General features: G+C 69.9%; 20 protein-coding genes. 10 read left to right on the forward strand and 10 right to left on the reverse strand.

Translation table 11 applies throughout. From position 1 onward, the window contains the following. On the reverse strand, window positions 1-681 hold the full coding sequence (locus tag J2Y42_RS09245; RefSeq protein ID WP_309857222.1) for a cyclase family protein: 681 nt from the start codon (window positions 679-681) through the stop codon (window positions 1-3). A gap of 41 nt (window positions 682-722) precedes the next feature. Further along, window positions 723-1,562: an RDD family protein gene (locus tag J2Y42_RS09250; RefSeq protein ID WP_309857223.1), complete on the reverse strand. Its 840-nt coding sequence runs from the start codon at window positions 1,560-1,562 to the stop codon at window positions 723-725. A 17-nt stretch (window positions 1,563-1,579) separates the two neighbouring features. Here J2Y42_RS09250 and J2Y42_RS09255 point away from each other — a divergent pair, with 17 nt between their 5' ends. After that, on the forward strand, window positions 1,580-2,575 hold the full coding sequence (locus tag J2Y42_RS09255) for a stage II sporulation protein M (protein ID WP_309857226.1): 996 nt from the start codon (window positions 1,580-1,582) through the stop codon (window positions 2,573-2,575). Window positions 2,576-2,588: 13 nt separating this feature from the next. Here J2Y42_RS09255 and J2Y42_RS09260 read toward each other — a convergent pair whose 3' ends face one another. Genes J2Y42_RS09260 through J2Y42_RS09280 form a run of 5 tightly spaced genes read right to left on the reverse strand, consistent with a single transcriptional unit; the run spans window position 2,589 to window position 8,163 of the window. Beyond that, window positions 2,589-3,920: a DUF58 domain-containing protein gene (locus J2Y42_RS09260; protein WP_309857228.1), complete on the reverse strand. Its 1,332-nt coding sequence runs from the start codon at window positions 3,918-3,920 to the stop codon at window positions 2,589-2,591. Window positions 3,921-3,929: 9 nt separating this feature from the next. Beyond that, window positions 3,930-4,937, reverse strand: a complete 1,008-nt coding sequence (locus J2Y42_RS09265) for a MoxR family ATPase (RefSeq protein ID WP_309857231.1) — start codon at window positions 4,935-4,937, stop codon at window positions 3,930-3,932. Next, window positions 4,938-6,227: a DUF4350 domain-containing protein gene (locus J2Y42_RS09270; protein ID WP_309857233.1), complete on the reverse strand. Its 1,290-nt coding sequence runs from the start codon at window positions 6,225-6,227 to the stop codon at window positions 4,938-4,940. Beyond that, window positions 6,224-6,883 carry a DUF4129 domain-containing protein gene (locus J2Y42_RS09275; protein ID WP_309857236.1) on the reverse strand — a complete coding sequence of 220 codons (660 nt, stop codon included), beginning with the start codon at window positions 6,881-6,883 and terminating at the stop codon, window positions 6,224-6,226. Before J2Y42_RS09275 ends, J2Y42_RS09270 begins: the two co-directional genes overlap by 4 nt. After that, a complete protein-coding gene (locus tag J2Y42_RS09280; RefSeq protein ID WP_309857239.1) occupies window positions 6,868-8,163 on the reverse strand; it encodes a hypothetical protein in 1,296 nt (431 codons plus the stop codon). The genes J2Y42_RS09275 and J2Y42_RS09280 overlap by 16 nt, the downstream gene beginning before the upstream one ends. A gap of 180 nt (window positions 8,164-8,343) precedes the next feature. Here J2Y42_RS09280 and mtrA point away from each other — a divergent pair, with 180 nt between their 5' ends. The 5 genes from mtrA to hpf all read left to right on the forward strand — a co-directional run bounded on the left by mtrA (window position 8,344) and on the right by hpf (window position 14,018). Continuing rightward, complete coding sequence (mtrA, locus tag J2Y42_RS09285; protein ID WP_309857241.1) at window positions 8,344-9,027, forward strand: MtrAB system response regulator MtrA; 684 nt, start codon at window positions 8,344-8,346, stop codon at window positions 9,025-9,027. Window positions 9,028-9,042: 15 nt separating this feature from the next. Continuing rightward, complete coding sequence (gene mtrB / locus J2Y42_RS09290; RefSeq protein WP_309857245.1) at window positions 9,043-10,677, forward strand: MtrAB system histidine kinase MtrB; 1,635 nt, start codon at window positions 9,043-9,045, stop codon at window positions 10,675-10,677. Next, on the forward strand, window positions 10,674-12,383 hold the full coding sequence (locus J2Y42_RS09295; RefSeq protein WP_309857246.1) for an LpqB family beta-propeller domain-containing protein: 1,710 nt from the start codon (window positions 10,674-10,676) through the stop codon (window positions 12,381-12,383). Before mtrB ends, J2Y42_RS09295 begins: the two co-directional genes overlap by 4 nt. A gap of 98 nt (window positions 12,384-12,481) precedes the next feature. Beyond that, a complete protein-coding gene (locus J2Y42_RS09300) occupies window positions 12,482-13,225 on the forward strand; it encodes a phosphoribosyltransferase family protein (protein WP_309857248.1) in 744 nt (247 codons plus the stop codon). Window positions 13,226-13,316: 91 nt separating this feature from the next. After that, complete coding sequence (hpf, locus tag J2Y42_RS09305; RefSeq protein WP_309857251.1) at window positions 13,317-14,018, forward strand: ribosome hibernation-promoting factor, HPF/YfiA family; 702 nt, start codon at window positions 13,317-13,319, stop codon at window positions 14,016-14,018. Window positions 14,019-14,095: 77 nt separating this feature from the next. On the opposite strand, the gene bla is transcribed toward hpf, so the two are convergent. Further along, complete coding sequence (gene bla, locus J2Y42_RS09310; protein ID WP_309857254.1) at window positions 14,096-15,034, reverse strand: class A beta-lactamase; 939 nt, start codon at window positions 15,032-15,034, stop codon at window positions 14,096-14,098. A gap of 101 nt (window positions 15,035-15,135) precedes the next feature. Here bla and J2Y42_RS09315 point away from each other — a divergent pair, with 101 nt between their 5' ends. Further along, entirely contained in the window at window positions 15,136-15,717 is a 582-nt protein-coding gene (locus tag J2Y42_RS09315; RefSeq protein WP_309857256.1) for an alpha/beta fold hydrolase, read from the forward strand. Between the two features lie 81 nt (window positions 15,718-15,798). Then, window positions 15,799-18,609 (forward strand): preprotein translocase subunit SecA, encoded by a 2,811-nt coding sequence (secA, locus tag J2Y42_RS09320; RefSeq protein WP_309857259.1) that lies wholly within the window; start codon window positions 15,799-15,801, stop codon window positions 18,607-18,609. Window positions 18,610-18,670: 61 nt separating this feature from the next. On the opposite strand, the gene J2Y42_RS18685 is transcribed toward secA, so the two are convergent. Next, a complete protein-coding gene (locus tag J2Y42_RS18685) occupies window positions 18,671-18,964 on the reverse strand; it encodes an Rv3235 family protein (RefSeq protein ID WP_396427143.1) in 294 nt (97 codons plus the stop codon). A gap of 485 nt (window positions 18,965-19,449) precedes the next feature. On the opposite strand from J2Y42_RS18685, the gene J2Y42_RS09330 reads away from it, so the two are divergent. Next, window positions 19,450-20,943, forward strand: coding sequence for a histidine kinase N-terminal domain-containing protein (locus J2Y42_RS09330; protein ID WP_309857265.1), 1,494 nt, complete (start codon window positions 19,450-19,452; stop codon window positions 20,941-20,943). Window positions 20,944-21,075: 132 nt separating this feature from the next. Here J2Y42_RS09330 and J2Y42_RS09335 read toward each other — a convergent pair whose 3' ends face one another. After that, on the reverse strand, window positions 21,076-21,324 hold the full coding sequence (locus tag J2Y42_RS09335) for a WhiB family transcriptional regulator (protein WP_018190103.1): 249 nt from the start codon (window positions 21,322-21,324) through the stop codon (window positions 21,076-21,078). 225 nt (window positions 21,325-21,549) lie between these two features. Here J2Y42_RS09335 and J2Y42_RS09340 point away from each other — a divergent pair, with 225 nt between their 5' ends. Next, entirely contained in the window at window positions 21,550-21,990 is a 441-nt protein-coding gene (locus J2Y42_RS09340; RefSeq protein ID WP_309857280.1) for a hypothetical protein, read from the forward strand. The last annotated feature ends 27 nt before the right edge of the window (window positions 21,991-22,017 follow it).

Consider the following 22,017-nt stretch of genomic DNA (forward strand, 5'->3'; position numbering starts at 1 on the left):
TCAGTCGGCGGCCGGCACTTCCGCGAAGGCGCGCACCGGGAACGTGCCGAATCCCTCGATGGCCGGCGGCACCGCCGTGAACAGGGCCCCGCGCTCCGGGAGCGCGCCCAGCCCGGTGAGGTGCTCGACGACGTGGATGCCCGCGGCAAGCAGGATGCTGTGCGCCGGCCTGCTGCCGCCCGACTCGGCGTCGTCGATGTTGAGCGAATCGATGCCGACGAGCGCGACACCGGCATCAGCGAGCATTCGCGCGCCGTCCTCGGTGAGGAACGGGGCGCCCGTGGCGTATGACGGCGTCCCGAAATGCGCATCCCAGCCGGTGTGCAGCAGCACCGCGGAGCCCCGCTCTGCACGGCCCTCCAGCGCCGACACCGTGATGCCGCGTTCCTCCCGCCCGGTCAGGCGGACGACCTCCGCCGGCAGACCGACGAGCGTGTCGAGGTCGAGACCGGCGAGGTCCGCGCCGTCCGCGTAGCGATGGAAGGGGCTGTCCAGGTAGGTGCCGGTGTTGCCGATCATGGTGATGACATCCATCGCGAACTCGGTCCCCGCGGCGTACACGGACCGGGACGCCTCGCGCGTCAGGTGCGGCTCGATCGTCGGCGCGGGGAGGCCGGGATAGGTCACGAGGCCCGCGCGGATGCGGTGGCTGAGGTCGATGATGCGGCGGCGGTGCGTCATGGCGTCTCCAGTCAGGGGGCGGGCGGCGACAGGAGGGGCGGTCAGCGGTCGGGGAAACCGTGCGGGAGAGCGCCGAGCACCGGGTCCAGCCGGTCGAGGCGCTGCTTCTCGAGAGCCAGTCCACGGGCGTCGCGGTCGCGGCGCAGCACCGCGACGGCGACGAGGAAGGTCTCAGCGTCGACCGGTGGCAGCGGTGAGACGTACGGGGCGGCCTCCCGGGCGAGCTCGGTGCTGAGCCCGTGACGAGCCGCGGGAGTCAGGTCGGGCGCCTGGCGGACGAACTGGGCGATGCGGCGCGAGAGGCGGTCGGGCAGGCGGGCGACATCCGCCGTCGCGGCCCAGGCGGTCAGGTGCGGCGCGAGGTAGAGGGGGAGCGGGGTCGGCCGCGGCACGCGGACCAGCTGGCTGTACGTGCCCGCGAGGAGGTCGCCGAGGCGCTTGGAGCGGCTGTTGAGGAGGCCGGTCAGTGCTGCGATCGACCCGAACGTCAGGAAGATCTCGAGCACGCCGACCAGCGCGCGGATGAACGCGTGCCGGAAACCGGTGGCCCCGCCGTCGTCGCGGACGATGCGTGCCCCGACCGCCAGCTTGCCGAGGGATCGGCCATGCGAAAGCAATTCGACCGTGGTGGGCAGGATCACCATCCCGAACACCAGGATCAGGATGACCAGCGCCCGCGCGAGGGCCTCGTCGAGCCCGGCGCCCGTGTACGCGAGCAGCACGATGCAGCCGAACATGACGAGCAGGTAGGCCAGCCAGTCGATGATGGTGCCGGCGGCCCGCAGGATGTAGCTGGCCGGCTTCACGTCGAGGGCGACGGCCTCGCCCGTGACCAGTTCGCGGTCGTCCTGAGACACGTTCCCCGCCCCGGCCTGCATCATAGATATCATCTAAGCAGATGGACCTCGACGCCTACACCGCCGCGCGCAGCGCCGACTGGGAAGAACTCTCCCGGTTGGCGTCGAAGCGACGCCTCGACGGCCCGGAGGCCGACCGCCTGATCGACCTCTACCAGTCGGGAGCGGCCGACCTGTCGGCCATCCAGACGAGCGCCGGCGCGACGGCGGCGGGCGACCGGCTCTCGCTCGCGCTGTCGTCAGTTCGGCTGCGATTCACCGGCGCAGGAGCGAATCTGTTCGCCCAGCTGCCCCGCTTCTTCGTGCTCCAGCTGCCCGCCGCCCTGTACCGGCTGCGGTGGATCGTCCTCGGCGTGACGGTCGCGACGATCGTGATCGCGACGCTGTACGCCCTGTGGATCACGGGCAACCCGGATGTGCTCCGCAACCTGGGCGACGACGCCAACCTCCGGAAGTACGTCGAGCACGATTTCATCGACTACTACTCCAACAACCCGGCGGCGTCGTTCGCCGGGCAGGTGTGGACGAACAACGCGTGGATCGCCGCTCAGTGCATCGCCTTCGGAATCACCGGGCTGTTCGTGCCCTACGTGCTCATCCAGAACGCCGTCGGCGTCGGCACGGCGGCCGGCGTGATGTTCGCCTACGGGCGCGGCGACGTGATGTTCTCGTACATCCTGCCGCACGGCATGCTCGAGCTCACGAGCGTCTTCGTGGCGGCCGCGGCAGGGCTCCGCATCTTCTGGGCGTGGATCGCCCCGGGGCCGCGGACTCGCGGCCAGGCGCTCGCCGAGGACGGCCGGGCACTCTTCACGGTCGCCGTCGGCTGCGCCATCTCGCTGTTCATCTCGGGACTGATCGAAGGCTTCGTGACGCCGTCGGGGCTGCCCGTGTGGGCGAAGATCAGCATCGGCGCTCTCGCGCTGGCGGCGTTCCTCGCCTACATGCTGGTGCTCGGCCGACGGGCCGTGCGCGCGGGGGAGACCGGCGACCTCGAGGAGTTCGAGGCGGGCGCGCGCCGCATCGTCGCCGCCTGACGACAACCGCGGTTCAGAGCCGACCGGCCGCCTTCAGGGCCAGATAGCGGTCAGCCAGCGCGGGCGGCAGATCGGCCGGTGACCCCGTCACGACGTCGCCGCCGAGGCGCTTCACCGCCGCGGCGACGCGGCTGAGGTCGAGCAGCGAACGCTCCGCCGCAGCGGCGCGGTACACCTCGGCACGGTCACGGCGTTCGCCGGTGGCCGCAACTGTGTCCGGATCCATCACGCTCGCCACGACGACCAGATGCTTCGCCGTGAGCTGTGGAAGCACGGAGAGCAACCCCCGGGAGCCTCCGGGGGACTCGATCGAGGTGAGCAGCACGACCAGCGAGCGCTGCGAGGTCAGCGCGGAGACCTGGGCCGGGATGGCGGACCAGTCCATCTCGATGAGGGCCGGCTCGATGCCGGCCATCGCATCCACCATTCGTGAGAGCAGCTCCGGGCCCGTCGCGCCCTGCACCCGACCGCGCACCATGCGGTCGTAGGCGACCATGTCGACACGGTCGCCGGCGCGGGTGGCGAGGGCCGCGAGGAGCAGCGCCGCCTCGAAGGCGGTGTCGATGCGCGGCTCGTCGGACACGCGGGCCGCGGAGGTCCGGCCGGAGTCGATCACGACGATGACCCGGCGGTCCCGCTCGGGGCGCCACGTCCGCACCATCACACGTGCGCCATGCCCGCCGTTGGGATCGTGCCGCCGTGCCGTGGCCCGCCAGTCGATGGAGCGCACGTCGTCGCCGCGCACGTACTCGCGCAGCGAGTCGAACTCCGTCCCCTGGCCGCGGAGCAGGACGCTCGTGCTGCCCTCCAGCTCGCGCAGCCGCGCCAGGCGCGACGGCAGGTGCTTCCGGGCGGTGAACGGCGGGAGGACGCGGATGCGACCGGGAGCGTCGAGGGTCGCCTGACGAGCCCACAGGTGCAGGGGCCCCCACGACCGCACCGTCACGTTCCTCACGCGGCGTTCGCCGCGCCGCCACGGTCGCAGGGACGCCACGACCCGGCGCCGCTCGCCCGAGGGGATGTCGACCTTCGTCCGGGTCGGTTCGGCGGCTGCCGACGGCTCCCAGGCGTCGCGGACCGTTCCGTGCAGCCTCCGGCGGCCGGTGTTCGTCACGTACAACTCGGAGACGGCCTCGGCGCCGAGACGCACGCGGCCGGGCAGCGTGCGCTCGAGCGCGACCGCACGCGGGGACGCGGCCAGGAGGAGGTCGAGCAGCCCGAGGACGACGCAGAGCAGCAACCAGCCGCCGAGCACGGCGTACGCCATCCCCGTCGCACCGCCGAGCAGCACGACGGGAAGCGCGCCGAGCGCGAGCAGGGCGACGAAACGTCCGGATACGGTCACAGCGGGGGCCTAGATCGGAACCTGGACCTGCTGCAGGATCGACCGCAGGATCGCGTCGGCGCCCACCCCTTCGAGCTCGGCCTCCGGGCGGAGCTGGATGCGGTGGCGCCACACCGGCACGAGCATCGCCTGCACATGGTCCGGTGTGATCGACTCGTAGCCGGAGAGCCACGCCCAGGCCTTGGCGGCGGCGAGCAGCGCGGTGGTGCCGCGCGGGCTCACGCCGAGGCGCACGGAGGGGCTGCGGCGGGTCGCGCGCGCGAGGTCGACGATGTACGCGAGAACGTCGGCGTTCGCGCCGACCAGGGCTGCGGACTCCCGCGCCGCCTGGAGCTCGGCGGCGCTGAGCACGGGCGTCACTCCGGCGGCTGCAAGATCGCGCGGGTTGAACCCTGCGGCGTGACGGCGGAGCACCTCCACCTCGGTGTCCCGCTCGGGCACATCGAGTGTGAGCTTGAGAAGGAAGCGGTCGAGCTGCGCCTCCGGAAGGGAGTAGGTGCCCTCGTACTCGATCGGGTTCTGCGTCGCCGCCACGATGAACGGGACCGGCAGGCGGCGGCTGACGCCGTCCACGCTGACCTGACGCTCCTCCATGGCCTCGAGCAGGGCCGACTGGGTCTTCGGGGGCGTCCGGTTGATCTCGTCCGCGAGCAGGATGTTCGTGAACACCGGCCCCTCACGGAAGACGAAACCGCCGGTCTGGGCGTCGTAGACCAGCGAGCCGGTGACGTCTCCCGGCATGAGGTCGGGGGTGAACTGCACGCGCTTGGTGTCGAGACTGAGGGCCTGGCTGAGCGAGCGGACCAGCAGGGTCTTCGCCACACCGGGCACGCCCTCCAGCAGCACGTGGCCGCGCGCCAGCAGCGCGATCATGAGACCCGTGACGGCGCCGTCCTGTCCGACGACCGCCTTGCCCACCTCGGTCCGCACGGCGGAGAGGGCGGAGCGGAGGCGCGCCGCGTCAGCGGGTGCGCCGGGGGAGGAGGGGAACGCCGTCCCCGTCGTGACGTCTGTCATTCATCCATTCTTCCGGTCGGGCCCTGCGGAGGGCGTAACGGCGGACGCGGTGGCTCTCTCGAGCTCCGCGAGTTCGTCGGACAACGCGATCAGGTCGCGGTCGGTCTGGGGGATGCGCTCGACCAGCAGGTCGCGGACGGCCAGTCGGTCGCGGCGCGTGATCGCGGCGACGGCGTCGGCGACCTCCGGCACGGTTGCCGTGGTCGGCAGACCCGCGAGGGCGGAGAGCCGGCCGATGGTTCCGACGCGCAGGGCGTCGGCCGCGCGCAGCCGCGCGGACGACCGCTGATAGAGGCGCGCACGGCCCTCGCGGGTCTCGCCGGCGCGGACCACCACCGGCAGGCTCTCGACGACGAGAGGGCCGAACCGGCGCCCGCGCCAGATCGCAGCAGCGATGAACACCACGACGAGCAGCAGCATCACCGGGGTCACCCACCCGGGTGTGAGCTCCGCGATGTCCGGCGGCCCACTGACCGGACGGTCGTCGAGGGAGGGCAGGTACCAGACCAGAGTGCGGTGGCCGCCGAGGAGGTTGAGGGCGAGGGCCGCATTGCCGAGGCGGTCGATGCCGTCATTTGTCAGGACGGCGGCAGATCCCAGCAGGTAGACGGGTGAGGCGTTGAAGGAGGTGCGCACGAGCGAGGAGCGCCCGCCGGTGTCCGAGAAGCACGCGGCAGCGTCGTCGGCCACCCGGAAGGTTCCGGGGACGACCACATCCTCCGTCGTGGACGTGGTGCGCGGGTCGATGCGTTCGGCGCGCTCGGCGGCGGGCACGTCGCAGTCGGCGGGAGCCGGACCACGCGGTGCCCCCGCCGCCGTCACATCGCGATCGAGAGTCTGCAGGGCCTCGAAGTCCGGTTCGACGACGACCAGCGTCCGTCCCTCGCCGGTCAGGGCACGATAGCCGTCCGAGGTCAGATTGCCGAGGGGATCGTAGACGAGCACGGTGGCGCCGTCATCGGCGGCCGCGGTCGCACGGTCGAGTGTCGACACCGTCCGAACATCCACCCCCTGCCCGCGCAGGACCTGCGCGACCGCCTTCGCTCCGGCGGGTGCGGGGTTGGTCGCGTCGAGCGTCTCGCCCGGCGCGACGCGTCCGCCGGTGAGCAGCGCACCGCCGAGTGCGATGACGACCGCGATCACGGCGAGCACGATCCACGGGAGCGCGCGGCGCGCGGTCTGACGGACCGTCGGGGTCTGAGCCGTCGCAGCCTGAGCCGTCGTCGCCTGCGAATTGCGCGTCTCACGCTGGACCGTCTCCGGGCCGCGCACCGGCGACGGGGCGCTCACGCGTTCACCGCCGGCAGCTGGGCCCGCACGCGCTGCAGCCGCTGATCCAGCGCGACGAGGTGCTGGTACGCGGCCTCGGTGCCGGGCCGGTCGAGGTAGCGGACCTCATCGAACGCGCGGGCGGCCTGCCGGAGCGCGTCGCCCTCGTCGGTCGCGATCCGCGCGGCGTGCGCGGCGAACTCGTTCGCCGTCGTTCCCGGAGTCACGTGGACGAGCGTGCGCTCGTCGAGCGAGACGGCGATCGCGCGGAACTGCTCCTCGACAGCGGTCACCCAGTCGCCCTGACGTGCCGCCTGTTCGGCGGAAGCACGCAGGTCGGCGGCGCTGCGCGCCTCGTCCGCTCCGAACAACGCGCGCCGATCCAGAGCGGAGCGGCGATTGACCCGTGGCCGCCCGAACAGGAAGAATGCGGCCACGATCAGGCCGGCGATCACCAGCACGACGACGAGGAGCAGGACGGGTGCGGCGTCGCCGCCCGGACCCTGGAACAGCGAGCCGATCCAGTCCTGCACGGCTTTCGACGCGAGATCGAACCACGTCGGCTTCGCCGCCTGGTATTCCGGGCGCGACAGTTCCCCGCGCAGCCAGTCCTGCGCTTCCGGCGAGCTGGGGTCGACCGGGACGTCGAAGCGGATCACGGTCAGGCGTTCGGCCACCCGGCGGGCGGCTGCGGAGGCTGATACTGCTGCTGCGGCTGCTGAGCCTGCGGAAGATAGGGGTCGGGCAGCTCCTGTCCCGTCTGGCGGCCTTCGACGAAGCGCACCAGCTGGAGGTCGAGCCCTTCCTTTCGCATGCGGAGATCGATGTAGAGCAGTGCGACCGCTGCCGTCTGGATGACGCTGCCGATGGCACCGATGATCGAGGTCACGATGCTGGAGAGCACATTGACGCTCAGCTGCGTGACGAGCACTTCCTGCATGGGATCGGCCGAGGTCGCCGACGTCGGCGCGAACACCCCGCCCGCGAGGCCACCGATGATGCCGAACGGGATCGCGACCGTCTGCGTGATGGCGTAGACGATCACACCGACCAGCAGGATGATGCCCAGCGTCCGCCAGAAGTAGCCGGTGGTGAGGCGCCACGACCGCGCGACCGCCTGCGTCAGCGGCAGGCGTTCGAGCACGATCACGCTCGGCACCATCGCCAGCTTGGTGTTGATCCAGAAGGCCAGCGGGATCAGGGCGAGGCCGCCGACGACGCCCACGAGCACTGCTCCGATGGCCCCGGCGCTCCCACCGAGCGCGGCCAGCGCGACGACGACCGCGACGACCAGGGCGATCACGACGATCCAGGCGAGAGCGAAGAGCAGCGTCCATCCGATCAGTGCACCGATCCGCCCGCGGACCAGCTGCCACAGGGCCCGGAAGGTCAGCTTGTCGCCGAGGGACTCCCGGGCGACGTCGCCGACGATCACGCCCTGGAGCAGGGCGCTGAACACGGTCGTGATGACGAGCGAGAGCACGCCGAGCAGGATCGTGCCGCCGATGAAGCCGGCCTGGAGCGCCGGCTGATCCCGCGCTTCAGCGGAGAAGACGCGACCGGCCAGCAGGCCGATCCCCCCGGCGATCACGACACTCACCACGATGGACGGGATGCCCTGCAGCAGAAGCGCCGCGCCGACGGTGATCCGCGGGTTGCGGCGGAGGGCCTGGAACGGGGCGGCGAGGAGCGGGCCGAGCGTCAAGGGCCGCAGCGGGATCAGGCCGGGCTTCGGCGGAGGAGTCCAGGCGGGCTGTGCGCCACCCGGCGGGTAGGCCTGCTGCCATCCCGGCTGCCCGGCAGGCGGCTGCTGCCATCCCGGCTGCTGACCGTACTGCCCGTATTGCGGCTGCCCGTACTGCGGCTGCTGCTGCCCGTACTGTGGCTGCTGCTGCTGCCCGCCTTGCGGCGTCGACCCGTTCGAGCCGGGCGCCTGCCAGTTCTGTTCGTCGCTCACGCCGTACCTTTCGTTCCCCCCGTGCGTTGCTCCCATGCTGGCACAGTGCTCTCGCGCGCGCTGTCCCATCCACAGGGCACGTAATGGTTTCATTCAAGCTGGTAGCAGACTGCTCCATTACGCTGGTCATGTCACTTCACGGCCAGAGGCCGCTCGAGAGGGGTTCGGGGAACTTCGCACATGACTAGTCGCATCCTGGTTGTCGACGACGACACCGCGCTTGCGGAGATGATCGGCATCGTCCTCCGCACCGAGGGATTCGACCCCGTGTTCTGCGAAGACGGATCCCTCGCAGTGGACACCTTCCGGTCGTCCAAGCCCGACCTCGTGCTGCTCGACCTGATGCTCCCCGGCCTCGACGGGATCGAGGTGTGCGGTCGCATCCGGGCCGAGTCGGGCACCCCGATCATCATGCTCACCGCGAAGTCCGACACCGCCGACGTCGTGAAGGGCCTCGAGTCCGGGGCGGACGACTACATGGTGAAGCCCTTCAACCCGAAGGAGCTGGTCGCCCGCATCCGCACCCGGCTGCGTCCGGCGCCCGCCGCGCCGCCGACCGACGAGCTGACGGTCGGCGACCTCATCGTCGACGTCGCCGGGCATGAGGTACGCCGCGGAGACACCCGCATCGCGCTCACCCCGCTGGAGTTCGACCTCCTGCTCGCACTCGCCTCCAAGCCGCAGCAGGTCTTCACGCGCGAGATGCTGCTCGAGCAGGTCTGGGGCTACCACTACAAGGCGGACACGCGTCTGGTGAACGTGCACGTGCAGCGCCTCCGCGCCAAGGTGGAGCAGGATCCGGACAACCCGAAGATCGTCATGACCGTGCGCGGCGTCGGCTACCGCGCCGGCGCCGCGGCCTAGCGACCGGAGCCACGGATGGGCGCGCGGTGGCCGACTCGGGACTGGTGGCGCCAGGCGCCCACCCGTCTCGCGCGCCTGTGGCGCAGCTCGCTGCAGTTGCGGACCGTCGCCATCACGCTGCTGCTCACCGGTGTCGCCATCCTCGTCACCGGCGTGTACATGTCGCTGAGCATCAGCAACGACCTGTACCAGTCGCGGCTCGACCAGGCCCTCCGCGATTCCAGCCGCGCGACCACCACCGCGCAGTCGACCCTCAACGCCTCCGACGTGTCCTCCGGGGATGCGGGCAAGAATCTGCTCAACACCGTCCTGCAGAGCGTGCAGGCCTCGACCTCGAGCCGTCTCGTCGCGGCGTACCGGGTGCCCGGTCAGGACACCGGCATCCTCGCCCCGCCCGACCGGGGCAGCCCGGCGATGAACTCGGTCATCTCGCCCGAACTGCGCGAGAAGGTGCAGAACGGCGGATCGAAGCAGTACTACCAGTCGGTCGCCCTGCCTGCCGGAGGCGACACCGACCCGGGAATCGTGGTCGGATCGCAGCTCACGCTGCCGTCGTACGGCAAGTACGAGCTCTACATCGGCTACAACCTGCGCGACTCGGAGAACACGCTGCTCTTCGTGCAGAACACCCTCCTGCTGGCCGGCCTCGCCCTCATCCTGCTCATCGGCGCCATCACCTGGGTGATCGTGCGGTTCGTGGTCGAGCCGATCCGTGTCGCAGCGCGCACCAGCGAGCGGCTCGCCGCCGGCGATCTGGCCGTCCGCATCCCGGAGCGGGGTGAGGACGTGTTCGCGACCCTCGCCCGGTCGTTCAACGGGATGGCGGACAGCCTCCAGAGCCAGATCAACCAGCTGGCGACGCTGTCGCAACTGCAGCAGCGGTTCGTGTCGGACGTGTCGCATGAGTTGCGCACACCGCTGACCACCATTCGGCTGGCCGGCGACGTCATTTTCGACCAGCGGGAGGGGTTCGCTCCGGCAACCGCCCGGACGGCCGAGCTGCTGCACACCCAGATCGAGCGGTTCGACCGTCTGCTCTCCGACCTGCTCGAGATCAGCCGCTACGACGCAGGGTCGGTCGTGCTCGACGCCGAGCCCACCAACCTCGTCCGGCTCGCGGAGGACTGCGTCGACGAGCTCAGGACGCTGGCCGAGCAGAACGGTTCCGAGCTGATCCTCGACGCCCCCGGCGGCTACTTCGACGTGCCGATGGACCCCCGGCGCATCCGCCGGGTCGTGCGCAATCTGATCGGCAACGCGATCGAGCACGGCGAGGGGCGTCCGGTCGTCGTCACCGTCGACAGCAACGAGAGCGCCGTCGCCCTCACCGTGCGCGACTACGGCATCGGGATGAGTCCGCAGGACACGGGCCATGTGTTCGACCGGTTCTGGCGGGCCGACCCGTCGCGCAAACGGACGCTCGGCGGGACGGGCCTCGGACTCGCGATCTCGCTGGAGGACGCGACGCTGCACTCCGGCTGGCTGCAGGTCTGGTCGGCGCCGGGGGCAGGTTCGTGTTTCCGGTTGACCCTTCCGCGCGTCGTCGGACGCGAGATCACCGCATCCCCTCTGCCGCTTCCCCCGGCCGACGCCGGGGCGACCATGCCCGCGACGAACCCGTCCCCGACCGGGAGCGAGGCCCACGCATGAGCGGGCGCAGGCGGTCGTGGGGCGTGCGTGCCGCGGTGGCGTCGGCGACCGCACTGGTGCTGGTGGCGCTCGCCGCGTGCGCGAGCATCCCGGACTCCGGACCCGTGCGGCAGGGCGCGCCGGTCGCGCAGGTCAACGACCCGCTCGACCTGGACTTCAACCCGTCGCCGCCCGAGAAGGGCGCGAGCCAGCAGCGGATCGTCCAGGGCTTCATCGATGCCGCGTCCAGCCCCAAGAACAACTTCGCCATCGCCCGTGAGTACCTGACACGGTCCATGGCGGCCAACTGGAACCCGGACGAGTCGGTCACCGTCGACGACGGGCGCAACCGCAGCTATGACGACCAGGGCTCGCTGTGGCGCGTGGAGGTGACCCCCGTCGCCAACATCGACGCCGTCGGCGCGTTCCATCCCGTCGGGAGCACGGCCCCGGTCGGTCTGAACTACCAGCTGGTCAGGGAGAACGGGGAGTGGCGCATCTCGGTCGCGCCCGACGGCGTGGTGATCGACGATCCCACGTTCCGCGCCGTCTACACGCAGCAGACCCTGTACTTCTACAGCCCCGGTTACGCCTACCTCGTCCCGGACGCGCGCTGGTTCCCGGCGCGGGTGGCATCGGCCGCGACGCGGGTCGCGAGCTCACTGCTCGCCGGACCGGTGCCGTGGCTGACCGGGGCGGTGGCGACCGCGTTCCCGAAGGGGACCCAGCTCGCCGTGCCCTCGGTGACGACCGCGGGCGGCGTGGCCCGGGTCGACCTCAGCTCCGAAGCGGCCCAGGCCGATCCGACCCAACTGCAGCGGATGCAGTTCCAGCTCGAGCAGTCCCTCGGCAGCCTGGCGCAGAGCGTCCAGCTCTCGATCGAGGGCAATGTCCAGCAGGTCCCGTCGCTCAGCGCCGCTGCTCTGCCCATCCGGAATCCGTCCGTCGATTCGCATCCGTTCGTCGATCGCGGAGACGTGTTCGGCCCGCTCAACGGCGACACCGTCAGCGCATTGAGCGGCCTCAGCGACAAGGTCGCGTCGTTGCACCCGTCGGCGATCACCCTCAGCGCTTCCCGTGATCAGGCCGCAGTGCTGTCGCAGGCGGGCGTGTATTCGGTGCGCAAGAACGGCGATCCGGTGCGGGTGGATGCGCGGCCCGGCCTCATCGGACCGTCGCTCGACGCCGACGGCTGGGTCTGGTCGGTGCCCGCTGCCACGCCCAACGCCATCCAGGTCGCCACAGCCACCGGCGCCGAGCCGCACGCCGTCACGGCCGTCTGGCCGAACGCGACCGCCATCCTCTCGCTCGCGGTCTCCCGCGACGGCACCCGTGTCGCAGCGCTCCTCAAGACCGCGACCGGCTACTCGCTCATGGCCGCGGGGATCGTGCGCGGCGGCAACACGTCGCCCACCTCTCTGACCGAACCGGTCGAGCTCGCGGTGCCGACATCGGAGCCCCGATCGGCCGCATGGACCAGCGACCTCACCATCGCGGTGCTCAGCTCGACGAACGGCGAAGCCACCAGCATCGCGCAGCAGACGGTCGGCGGCGAGCAGACGACGACGTCCGGTCCGGCCGGCGGCCGCACGATCGTCGGAGCGTCGGGGCTGGCTCCCTACGTCGTCCTCAGCGCGGACGGTACGCTCCTGGCGCCGACCGGCACGGGCTGGCAGGCGCAGACCGACAAGGTGGGCGCCGTGGCGGTGCAGCAGGGGCAGCCCTAGCCGGACGCCGCGTGCTCACAGCCCCGGCGCCCCGCCGGTTCTCCACAGATTCGTCGGTCGACGGTCCCCCCTCGGTGCCGCACCGGGATGCTCGAACCATGACAGCTCACACCCTGGTCCGTGAATCCCTCCTCGACGCCGCCGCGATCGTCCTCCCCGTGCGATGCGCCGGGTGCCGTCGCCCCGATCGATCGCTCTGCGACGAGTGCGAAGCGGAGTTACGACCGGTCACCCGCCTCGACGCAGTGGGCGAGATCCCGGTCTGGTCGGCGCTGAGCTACGAGGGCGTCGCCCGACGCGTGTTGCTCGCTTACAAAGACGGCGGGCGAGTGGATGTGGTGCGAGCGCTGGCGCGCGCCCTGCGTTCCGCGGTGGCAGAAGCGCAACGGCAGGCCGCGCGGGGTGGACCGGGTGCCGGCGGAGGCGCCGCGTTGCTGCCGGTGCTGATCCCCTCCACCCGATCCGCGTGGCGCCGCAGGGGCTATCACCCGAGCCGCTCGGTGCTCGCCCGCGCGCACATCCTGGTGCCACCGCTCTGGCGGGCGCTTCGACTTTCGCGTCAGACGGCCGACCAGGCAGGGCTGAACGTGGAGCAGAGGTCCGGCAACCGGCGCGGCAGCTTTGTGGCCTCGAAGCGGTTGGCGGGCCGCACCTGCCTGATCGTGGACGACATCGTCACGTCCGGGGCGACCATCGCCGAAGCGGCACGAGCGATTCAGGCCGCGGGTGGCCGCGTAGCGGGCGCGGCAGCGATCGCGCGGACGCCGCTCCGAGCCGGAGGACGTCTTCAGGGAGCACCCAGCAGACCCAGGGGGGATGCCGTATGTTTTCCGGTTTCTTAATGGGGTCGGCGGCACTACGGTAGTCGAAAAGGTGTGGTCGATCCGCCCTTCGTGATCCGGGCGGTCGTCACGCCGGAACAGGGAGGTCTCCATGGACATCAACATCATCGGACGCAACCTGGGTATCACTGATCGCTTCCGGGAGTACGCCACCGAGAAATCCGAGAAAGTGGCGCACCTGGCCGAGAGGGCGATCTCGTTCGAGATCAAGGTCAGCAGGCACAACGAGAAGCTGGGAAGCCAGAACGGCGATGACCGCGTCGAGTTGACGCTCGTCGGTCCGAAGGCGGTCGTGCGGTCGGAGGCGACCGGACAGGACAAGTACGCGGCCTTCGACATCGCGCTCGGCAAGCTCCTCGAACGGGTGCGGCGCGCGAAGGACCGACGGAAGGTCCATCGTGGTCAGCACAGACCGACCTCGTTGCGTGAGGCGAGCACCGACGGTTTCAGCGCGGTCGGCCTCGCGGCGGCACCTGTCGCAGTGCTGGACCAGGTGAGAACCGGCGCACTGCCCGCCGTGTCCGATGAGACGGAGGAGAAATCGGAGGCGGAGGAGGAGTACTGCCCCGTCGTCATCCGAAAGAAGGTCTTCGCCTCCGTACCGATGACCGTGGACGACGCTCTGTATTACATGGAGCTCGTCGGCCACGACTTCTATCTGTTCGTCGACCAGGAAACCATGCGCCCCAGCGTCGTCTACCGGCGCAAGGGCTGGGATTACGGCGTGATCTCGCTCGACGAGGAGGCCGAAGAGCTGCAGGAGGTCGCGACCGCGGCACGCAAGCTGGGCTGACTCCGACAGCACCCGCGGGAGCGTCGATGGCGGCCGCCCGGGCGGCGGCCGCCATCGACTCCGTCACGGCTGCGACATCAGAGCCCCAGCGCCGTCGACACGACCTTCGCGGTGTCCGCGATCAGCGCGTTGTCGTAAGCGGCGTCCTTGTCCGCTTTTCGGGAGAGGACGACCATCACGACAGGAGCGTGACCCGGTGACGTCAGCACCGCGATGTCGTTTCGCGTTCCGTACGACGCGGCGCCGGACTTGTCGGACACCGTCCACCCGCTCGGGGCCCCGGCCCGGATGAGCGGATCGCCCGTGGCGTTCCCGGTCATGTCGTCCACGAGGAGCTTCCGCCTGTCTGCAGGGAGTTCGTCGCCGAGAGCGTACGCCCGCAGATCGGCGGCGAGGGCGCGGGGAGTGCTGGTGTCCCGCGGGTCGCCCGGAGCGGCCTCGTTGAGGTCAGGCTCGGTGCGCTCGACCTCCGTCGTCTCGTCGCCCAGCGCACGGAGTGACTTCTCGAGTTCGGCCGGTCCGCCGAGTTGGCGGAAGAGCAGGTTCGCCGCGGTGTTGTCGCTCTTCTGCAGCGCTGCCGCGATGATGTCGCGCAGCGGCATCCCGACGCCCGCCATGGTCTCGGTGACGGGCGAGTAGGAGACGAGATCGTCGCTGGTGTACGGAACCGTGGCATCCAGCTGCTCGTCCGAAGACCGCGCGAGCACCGCGCCGGCGAGCAGCACCTTCGAGGTCGACGCGTACGCGAAGCGGTCGTTCTGGCGGTAGCCGACCGATCGGCCCGTGCCGGTGTCCACGGCGTAGACGCCGAGGGTCGCCCCGTACTGCGACTCCAGTTCAGCCAGCGCGCGCGCCGCCGCCTCGGACCGTGGATCGGCCGTGCGCGTCGGCGTCGAGTGGGGCGACGACGAATGGGGCGACGTCGACGGCGCCGCGACACCGGTGGCGGAACAGCCGGTGAGCGCGACGACGGCGATCGCGAGCGCTGTGAGGGAGCGGATCGGGCGAAGGGTCATGTCTGCGAGTCCTTTCGAGAGCGGTGCTCGTCGGCATCCGGCCCAGGGATATCCTGGCCGCCTGGGCTGAGGCATCCCCTCGGACAACCGGAAGGGCGTGCATGCGAACAGTCATCGTGCCGGGCATCGGAGGCTCGGACAGCGAGCATTGGCAATCGATCTGGGAGTCCCGTCATCCCGAAATGCGACGCATCGAGCCGTCCTCCTGGGACGAACCCGATGCGGATGACTGGTCCGGAGCGCTCGATCGTGCGGTCGACGGGGGACGGGCGATCCTCGTCGCGCACAGCCTCGGCTGCCTGCTTGCTGTCCGCTGGTCGCACCTCCGCCCCGAGAACGTCGCCGGCCTGTTCCTGGTGGCAGCCCCGGATCCGGCAGGTCCGCGGTTCCCCCGGGAGGCGGAGTCGTTCTCGGCGGGGCTCGATGTCACGCCCGCCGTCCCCGTCCTCATGATCACCAGCGATGACGACCCGTACTGCTCGCCGGAGCGTGCGGAGCAGTTCGCGGCTCAGTGGGGTGCGGTCAGCGTCTCGCTCGGCCCACGCGGACACCTCAACTCGGCGAACAACCTCGGTGGGTGGGACGAAGGAGCCAACCTCCTGACCGCGTTCACCGCCGGCATCCAGAGTCCTCCCAGGCCGGGCAGGTCGAACGTCGGGGCGGAGCAAGTAGCATGTCTCTAGCGTCGGCGGAGTATGCCGTCCGGCGTGCGTCCGCCGGGGCGCCGGGCTGTCAGCCCGACCGAGCGTAAGTGGAGTGCATCAGTGGCCTCAGTTCTTGAAAAGGTCCTCCGTGTTGGCGAGGGCCGTACCCTCCGTCGGCTGGAGGCGTACGCGAAGGCGGTCAACGCCCTCGAAGACGACTTCAGCGAACTCACCGATGAGGAACTCGCGCACGAGACCGTCGAGCTGCGCGAGCGCTACGGCAACGGCGAATCCCTCGACGACCTGCTCCCCGAGGCGTTCGCGGCCGTCCGCGAGGCGGCCAAGCGCACCCTCGGGATGCGTCACTTCGACGTGCAGATCATGGGCGGCGCGGCGCTCCACCTCGGCAACATCGCCGAGATGAAGACCGGTGAGGGCAAGACCCTCGTGGCGACCACGGCGGCCTACCTCAACGCCATCGCCAGCCGCGGGGTCCACATCGTCACCGTCAACGACTACTTGGCGAGCTACCAGTCCGAGCTGATGGGTCGCGTGTTCCGCGCCCTCGGGATGACGACCGGCGTGATCCTCGCCGGCCAGACCCCCGAGGAGCGCCGCGAGCAGTACGCGGCCGACATCACCTACGGCACCAACAACGAGTTCGGCTTCGACTACTTGCGCGACAACATGGCCTGGCAGGCGAGCGACATGGTGCAGCGCGGCCACTTCTTCGCGATCGTGGACGAGGTCGACTCGATCCTCATCGACGAGGCCCGCACGCCGCTCATCATCTCTGGCCCGTCCTCCGGCGAGGCGAACCGCTGGTTCAACGAGTTCGCGAACCTGGCGAAGCGCCTCACGCCCGACGTGGACTACGAGGTGGATGAGAAGAAGCGCACCGTCGGTGTGCTCGAGCCGGGCATCGAGAAGGTCGAGGACTACCTCGGCATCGACAACCTCTACGAGTCGGCCAACACCCCGCTCATCTCGTTCCTCAACAACGCCATCAAGGCGAACGCGCTGTTCAAGCGCGACAAGGACTACGTGGTGATGAACGGCGAGGTGCTCATCGTCGACGAGCACACCGGCCGCATCCTGGTGGGGCGCCGCTACAACGAGGGCATCCACCAGGCGATCGAGGCGAAGGAGGGCGTGGAGGTCAAGGCCGAAAACCAGACCCTCGCCACCGTCACGCTGCAGAACTACTTCCGTCTCTACAAGAAGCTCTCCGGCATGACCGGTACGGCCGAGACCGAGGCCGCCGAGTTCATGAGCACCTACAAGCTCGGCGTCGTGCCCATCCCGACCAACAAGCCGATGCAGCGCATCGACCAGTCCGACCTCGTCTACAAGAACGAGAAGGCGAAGTTCGACCAGGTGGTCGAGGACATCGTGAAGCGTCACGAGAAGGGCCAGCCGGTACTGGTCGGCACCACCTCGGTCGAGAAGAGCGAGTACCTCTCGCGTCTGCTCGCCAAGCGCGGCGTCCGCCACGAGGTCCTGAACGCCAAGAACCACGCGCGCGAGGCCGCGATCGTCGCCCAGGCGGGGCGTCTCGGTGCCGTCACCGTCGCCACCAACATGGCCGGCCGTGGCACCGACATCATGCTCGGCGGCAACTCCGAGTTCCTCGCCGTCGCGGAGATGAACGCCCGCGGCTTGTCGCCGGTCGAGACGCCGGACGAGTACGAGGCCGCCTGGGAGGGCGTCTTCGAGAACGTCAAGGCGCAGGTCGCCGAGGAGGCGGAGAAGGTCATCGAGGCCGGCGGTCTCTATGTGCTCGGCACCGAGCGTCACGAGTCCCGGCGCATCGACAACCAGCTCCGCGGTCGTTCCGGCCGCCAGGGCGACCCGGGCGAGAGTCGGTTCTACCTGTCGCTCACGGACGACCTGATGCGTCTGTTCAACGCGGGCGCGGCGGAGAGCCTCATGGGCCGCAGCAGCGTCCCGGACGACATGGCCATCGAGTCGAAGGTCGTCAGCCGTGCCATCCGCAGCGCGCAGTCGCAGGTCGAGGCCCGCAACGCCGAGATCCGCAAGAACGTGCTCAAGTACGACGACGTGCTGAACCGTCAGCGCGAAGCGATCTACAGCGACCGCCGTCACGTGCTCGAGGGCGACGACCTCCACGAGCGTGTGCAGCAGTTCCTCACCGACGTGATCGACGACATCCTCGACCAGCACACCGGCGAGGGCAGCGGCGACGATTGGGACTTCGACGCCCTGTGGGCCGAGCTCAAGACCCTCTACCCGATCGGTGTCAGCATCGACGAGGTCATCTCGGAGGCCGGCAACAAGGGCAGGATCAACCGCGACTTCATGCGCCGTGAGATCCTCTCGGACGCGCGGATCGCCTACCAGCGTCGCGAGGAGTCGCTGGGCGCCCCCGCGATGCGCGAGCTGGAGCGACGCGTCGTGCTCTCGGTCATCGACCGCCGCTGGCGCGACCACCTCTACGAGATGGACTACCTGAAGGACGGCATCGGCCTCCGTGCGATGGCTCAGCGCGACCCGCTGGTCGAGTACCAGCGCGAGGGCTACGCCATGTTCCAGCAGATGATGGGCGCCATCCGCGAGGAGACCATCGGCTTCCTGTTCAACCTGGAGGTCGAAGTCAATCAGGCTCCTGGCGAGGTCGAGGCTCCTGCGGTCGCCGCGAAGGGTCTCGCGCGGGGCGAGAGCGACACGAAGCTCAGCTACTCGGCTCCGGCCGAGCAGGGCGGCGTCGAGGTGCGCAACCAGCGCGGACAGCTGGAGCAGGCCGCGACCGCGCGTGCTCAGCGCGCCGCGCAGCAGCAGGCGGCCGCACCGGCCGCTCCGCCCGCGCAGGCGTCGAACCAGCGCGGGGCCTTCGGCCAGCGTGTCGAGTCCTCCGACGATGCGGCTCCCGTGAACCGTGCGGAACGTCGCGCGCAGGCGAAGAAGCGCTGATCGCACCTCTGATCACCACGACGATGGCGGCCCCGCGGGGCCGCCATCGTCGTCTTCGCGGCTAGAGGACGTTGATGGCACTGGCGCGCCACCGGGCACGGTGACGCTCCAACCGGATTGCCACGGCCCGGGAGCGACCGGGCTGATGGACCATGACGACCGCTTCGACGACGCCCTCGACAGGAAACGCCAGGAGCGGGTCGCCGATGGTCATGCGCGGCCGGAGCGGGTTCTCGGCCGCGGTGGTGCGTGCCTGGACGGTGAGCATGGTGCGGCGCAAGAGATGGACATAGACCGAGTCGCTCACCCAGCGGCCGATCTGATCGAGCGGACGCGCGCCCGCGAGGATCTCCACGACCGATCGCGCGAGGTTGGAGCACAGTGTCGCCGGACTCGGCTCGTCGCCCGTCGGGAACTCGACGAGCGTTCCTTCTCCTGCCCGCGCATCTCCGAGACGAGTGGCCGCAATTGAGGCGCGGCGGTCAGCGCGGGCCGGCCTCGTCCGCCCGGACGGGTGCTCGTCCGGCACCGCGACAGAGGCCTCGGGCATGCCAGGACGGGGAGTCGGGTGGGCACCCGGGCGGTCTCCGGGCCGGGTGCTGGAACGGCCGGGTTCCGCGGCCCGTTCACCGGGAATTCCGGCGATGGACGGGGTCGCGGGTGCGAGGGCGCGGTGGTGCATTTTTTCTCCCGAGGGGGTGTGTCGGTGGTCGGTGCTGAAATAGACCCGTGATATGTACGATGCCTCACTCAAACAGGTCGGCGCGCGCCGGACCAGGGCATAAACGCGTTGTGGATAACTCTCGTCATGCCTGACGGAGCGCCGTTTAGGATGGGGTGATGTCCACCCTCAGCGATCTCGTCCACGCTCACGGCCGCTCCTCGGAAGAGGACGTCGAGTGGCTGCACGGCCTCGTCGGCGACTGGCAGCTCCTCGCCGACCTCGCTTTCGCGGACATCGTGCTCTGGGTGCCGACCGCCGATGACGACTTCGTCGCGGTGGCCCATGCCCGCCCTTCCTCGGCGGCCACGCTCTTCTATCGCGACTTCGTCGGTCAGCGCATCAAGCCCGAGTGGCGCCAGCAGGTGACCGATGCTTATCGGTCGAAGCAGATCATCGACACATCGGCGCCGGATTGGTACGAAGAGACGCCGACCCGGGTGCGCGCCGTTCCCGTGATCCGCCGCCTGACCGTGCACTCCCCGGACACCGCGCCGGAGCCGGTGGCCGTGATCACGCGCCACACCAACCTGAGCGAGGCGCGTACGCCGAGCCGCCAGGAGCTGACGTTCAACGAGTGCGCCAACGATCTATTCAATATGATCGCCACCGGCGACTTCCCGGACCTCGGTGCCCCGGCTGCGCCTCGCCGAGGGGCGCCTCGCGCGGCTGACGGTCTCATCCGTCTCGACGTCGACGGTGTCACCACCTTCGCCAGCCCTAACGCGCTGAGCGCCTTCAACCGCATGGGTTTCACCGGCGAGCTGGAGGGGGAGTCGCTCGCCACGGTGACGACCGGACTCCTCGCCGGCACCATCACCGTCGACGAGTCCCTGCCGCTGGTGGTGACCGGCCGCGCCCCCTGGCGCACCGACATCGAGGCCCGCGGGGTCACGGTGTCGCTCCGCGCCATCCCCATCCGGAACCGCGGTGAGCGCGTCGGGGCCATCGTGCTCTGCCGCGACGTCTCGGAGCAGCGCCACCAGGAGCGCGAGCTGATCACGAAGGATGCGACCATCCGCGAGATCCACCACCGGGTGAAGAACAACCTCCAGACCGTGGCGTCCCTCCTGCGCATCCAGGCGCGCCGGACGCACTCGGAGGAGGCGCGGGAGGCCCTCAGCCAGGCCATGCGCCGGGTCGCCGCCATCGCCGTCGTTCACGACACGCTGTCGACCGGGCTCGCACAGATCGTCGACTTCGACGACGTGTTCGACCGTGTGCTGCTGCTGGTGGCCGAGGTCGCGGCGAGCCACACCACGACCGTGCACCCCAAGAAGTCGGGCACCTTCGGTCAGTTGCCGTCGGAGTACGCGACGCCGCTCGCATTGGCGCTCACGGAGCTCGTGACCAATGCGGTCGAACACGGGCTGGCCGGGCGCGAAGGAGAGGTCGAGATCGTCGCCCACCGGTCCGAGGAGTCGCTGACCGTGAAGGTCGTCGACAACGGCTCGGGCCTCCCGGAGGGCAAGGTCGGAACGGGTCTCGGGACGCAGATCGTGCGCACCCTCATCCAGGGCGAGCTCGGTGGTGCGATCGACTGGCACACGATGATGGGACAGGGCACCGAGGTGACCATCGAGGTCCCATTGCGCTACCTCAGCAAGATCTGAGCGCCGCCCACCTGCTCAGAGGCATGAAAAATGCCGAGGGGCGCTCGATGCTAGGTGTGTGAGCGCCGCCTCGGCTGTGTCGGACGCGCGGGAGGGCAGGGCCCGCGCCGACGAGTGGGGGAAGGTGGAGCGTCAGGACGCGCGGCGTGCGCGCGCGGCGCGGCGCTTGAGAGCGCGGCGCTCGTCCTCGGAGAGACCGCCCCAGACACCCGAGTCCTGACCGGTCTCGAGGGCGTACTGCAGGCAGATCTCGGTCACGGTGCAGCGTGCGCAGACCGCCTTGGCCTTGTCGATCTGGTCGACCGCAGGGCCGGTGTTGCCCACCGGGAAGAAAAGCTCGGGGTCCGCGGTGAGGCAGGCGGCTTTGTCGCGCCAATCCATGAAGATGTGCTCCTTGTTTACTGGGGTTCCTGACCCGAGAGGGCCATAGAATGCAGATAAGCAGTCGGGTTGCAGGGTGCTTAGATCCGTGGGGAATCAGACCTGCCCACGACCCTGTGAGCGTTAACTCGACCGTTGAATATGCTCCCATAGCGGTTATTGCGAATCAATAGTTTTGTATGGGATAACGCTGAGAACACGAGCCGGAAACGTCAGGATGCTATAGTGCCCGACCCCCAGAACGCCGCGGAGGCGGCCGCTCAGGCCCGCCCGTCGCGTCCACCTCTTCTCACGGTACTGACCGTCATTCTCGCCCTGGAGACGGTCCTCGTGGTCGGCGTCGCGTGCTGGCTCGTGTACGAGTTGCTCACGCAGAAGCCCGAGTCGTACCCGTCCGCGGTCGCGATCGTGGTCCTTGTCCTGCTCGCGGCGGCCTGGCTGATCGCGACCCTCGTCGGCATCCTGCGTCTGCGGAGCTGGGCGCGCGCCTCGGCTCTGACCATTCAGATCCTTCAGCTTGCGGTCGCCGTCGGATGCTTCCAGGGCTTCTACGCCCGGCCGGACGTCGGCTGGGCGCTCCTGGTACCGGCGGTCGTCGCGGGCGTCATCGCCGTGTCACCTGCGGTTGTCCGGGCCACGGCCCGCAACACGGAGCAACACGAATAGCGTCCACCGGGAACAAGCCGGAGACTC

It is taken from the genome of Leifsonia sp. 1010 (assembly GCF_031455295.1).
GTDB lineage: Bacteria > Actinomycetota > Actinomycetes > Actinomycetales > Microbacteriaceae > Leifsonia.

Excerpts from the sequence above, each read along its gene's own strand:
- J2Y42_RS09245 (WP_309857222.1), bottom strand. The coding sequence starts at position 681 with ATGACGCACCGCCGCCGCATCATCGACCTCAGCCACCGCATCCGCGCG.
- J2Y42_RS09250 (WP_309857223.1), bottom strand. The coding sequence starts at position 1,562 with ATGATGCAGGCCGGGGCGGGGAACGTGTCTCAGGACGACCGCGAACTG.
- J2Y42_RS09255 (WP_309857226.1), top strand. The coding sequence starts at position 1,580 with ATGGACCTCGACGCCTACACCGCCGCGCGCAGCGCCGACTGGGAAGAA.
- J2Y42_RS09265 (WP_309857231.1), bottom strand. The coding sequence starts at position 4,937 with ATGACAGACGTCACGACGGGGACGGCGTTCCCCTCCTCCCCCGGCGCA.
- mtrA (WP_309857241.1), top strand. The coding sequence starts at position 8,344 with ATGACTAGTCGCATCCTGGTTGTCGACGACGACACCGCGCTTGCGGAG.
- mtrB (WP_309857245.1), top strand. The coding sequence starts at position 9,043 with ATGGGCGCGCGGTGGCCGACTCGGGACTGGTGGCGCCAGGCGCCCACC.
- J2Y42_RS09295 (WP_309857246.1), top strand. The coding sequence starts at position 10,674 with ATGAGCGGGCGCAGGCGGTCGTGGGGCGTGCGTGCCGCGGTGGCGTCG.
- J2Y42_RS09300 (WP_309857248.1), top strand. The coding sequence starts at position 12,482 with ATGACAGCTCACACCCTGGTCCGTGAATCCCTCCTCGACGCCGCCGCG.
- hpf (WP_309857251.1), top strand. The coding sequence starts at position 13,317 with ATGGACATCAACATCATCGGACGCAACCTGGGTATCACTGATCGCTTC.
- bla (WP_309857254.1), bottom strand. The coding sequence starts at position 15,034 with ATGACCCTTCGCCCGATCCGCTCCCTCACAGCGCTCGCGATCGCCGTC.
- J2Y42_RS09315 (WP_309857256.1), top strand. The coding sequence starts at position 15,136 with ATGCGAACAGTCATCGTGCCGGGCATCGGAGGCTCGGACAGCGAGCAT.
- J2Y42_RS09330 (WP_309857265.1), top strand. The coding sequence starts at position 19,450 with ATGTCCACCCTCAGCGATCTCGTCCACGCTCACGGCCGCTCCTCGGAA.
- J2Y42_RS09335 (WP_018190103.1), bottom strand. The coding sequence starts at position 21,324 with ATGGATTGGCGCGACAAAGCCGCCTGCCTCACCGCGGACCCCGAGCTT.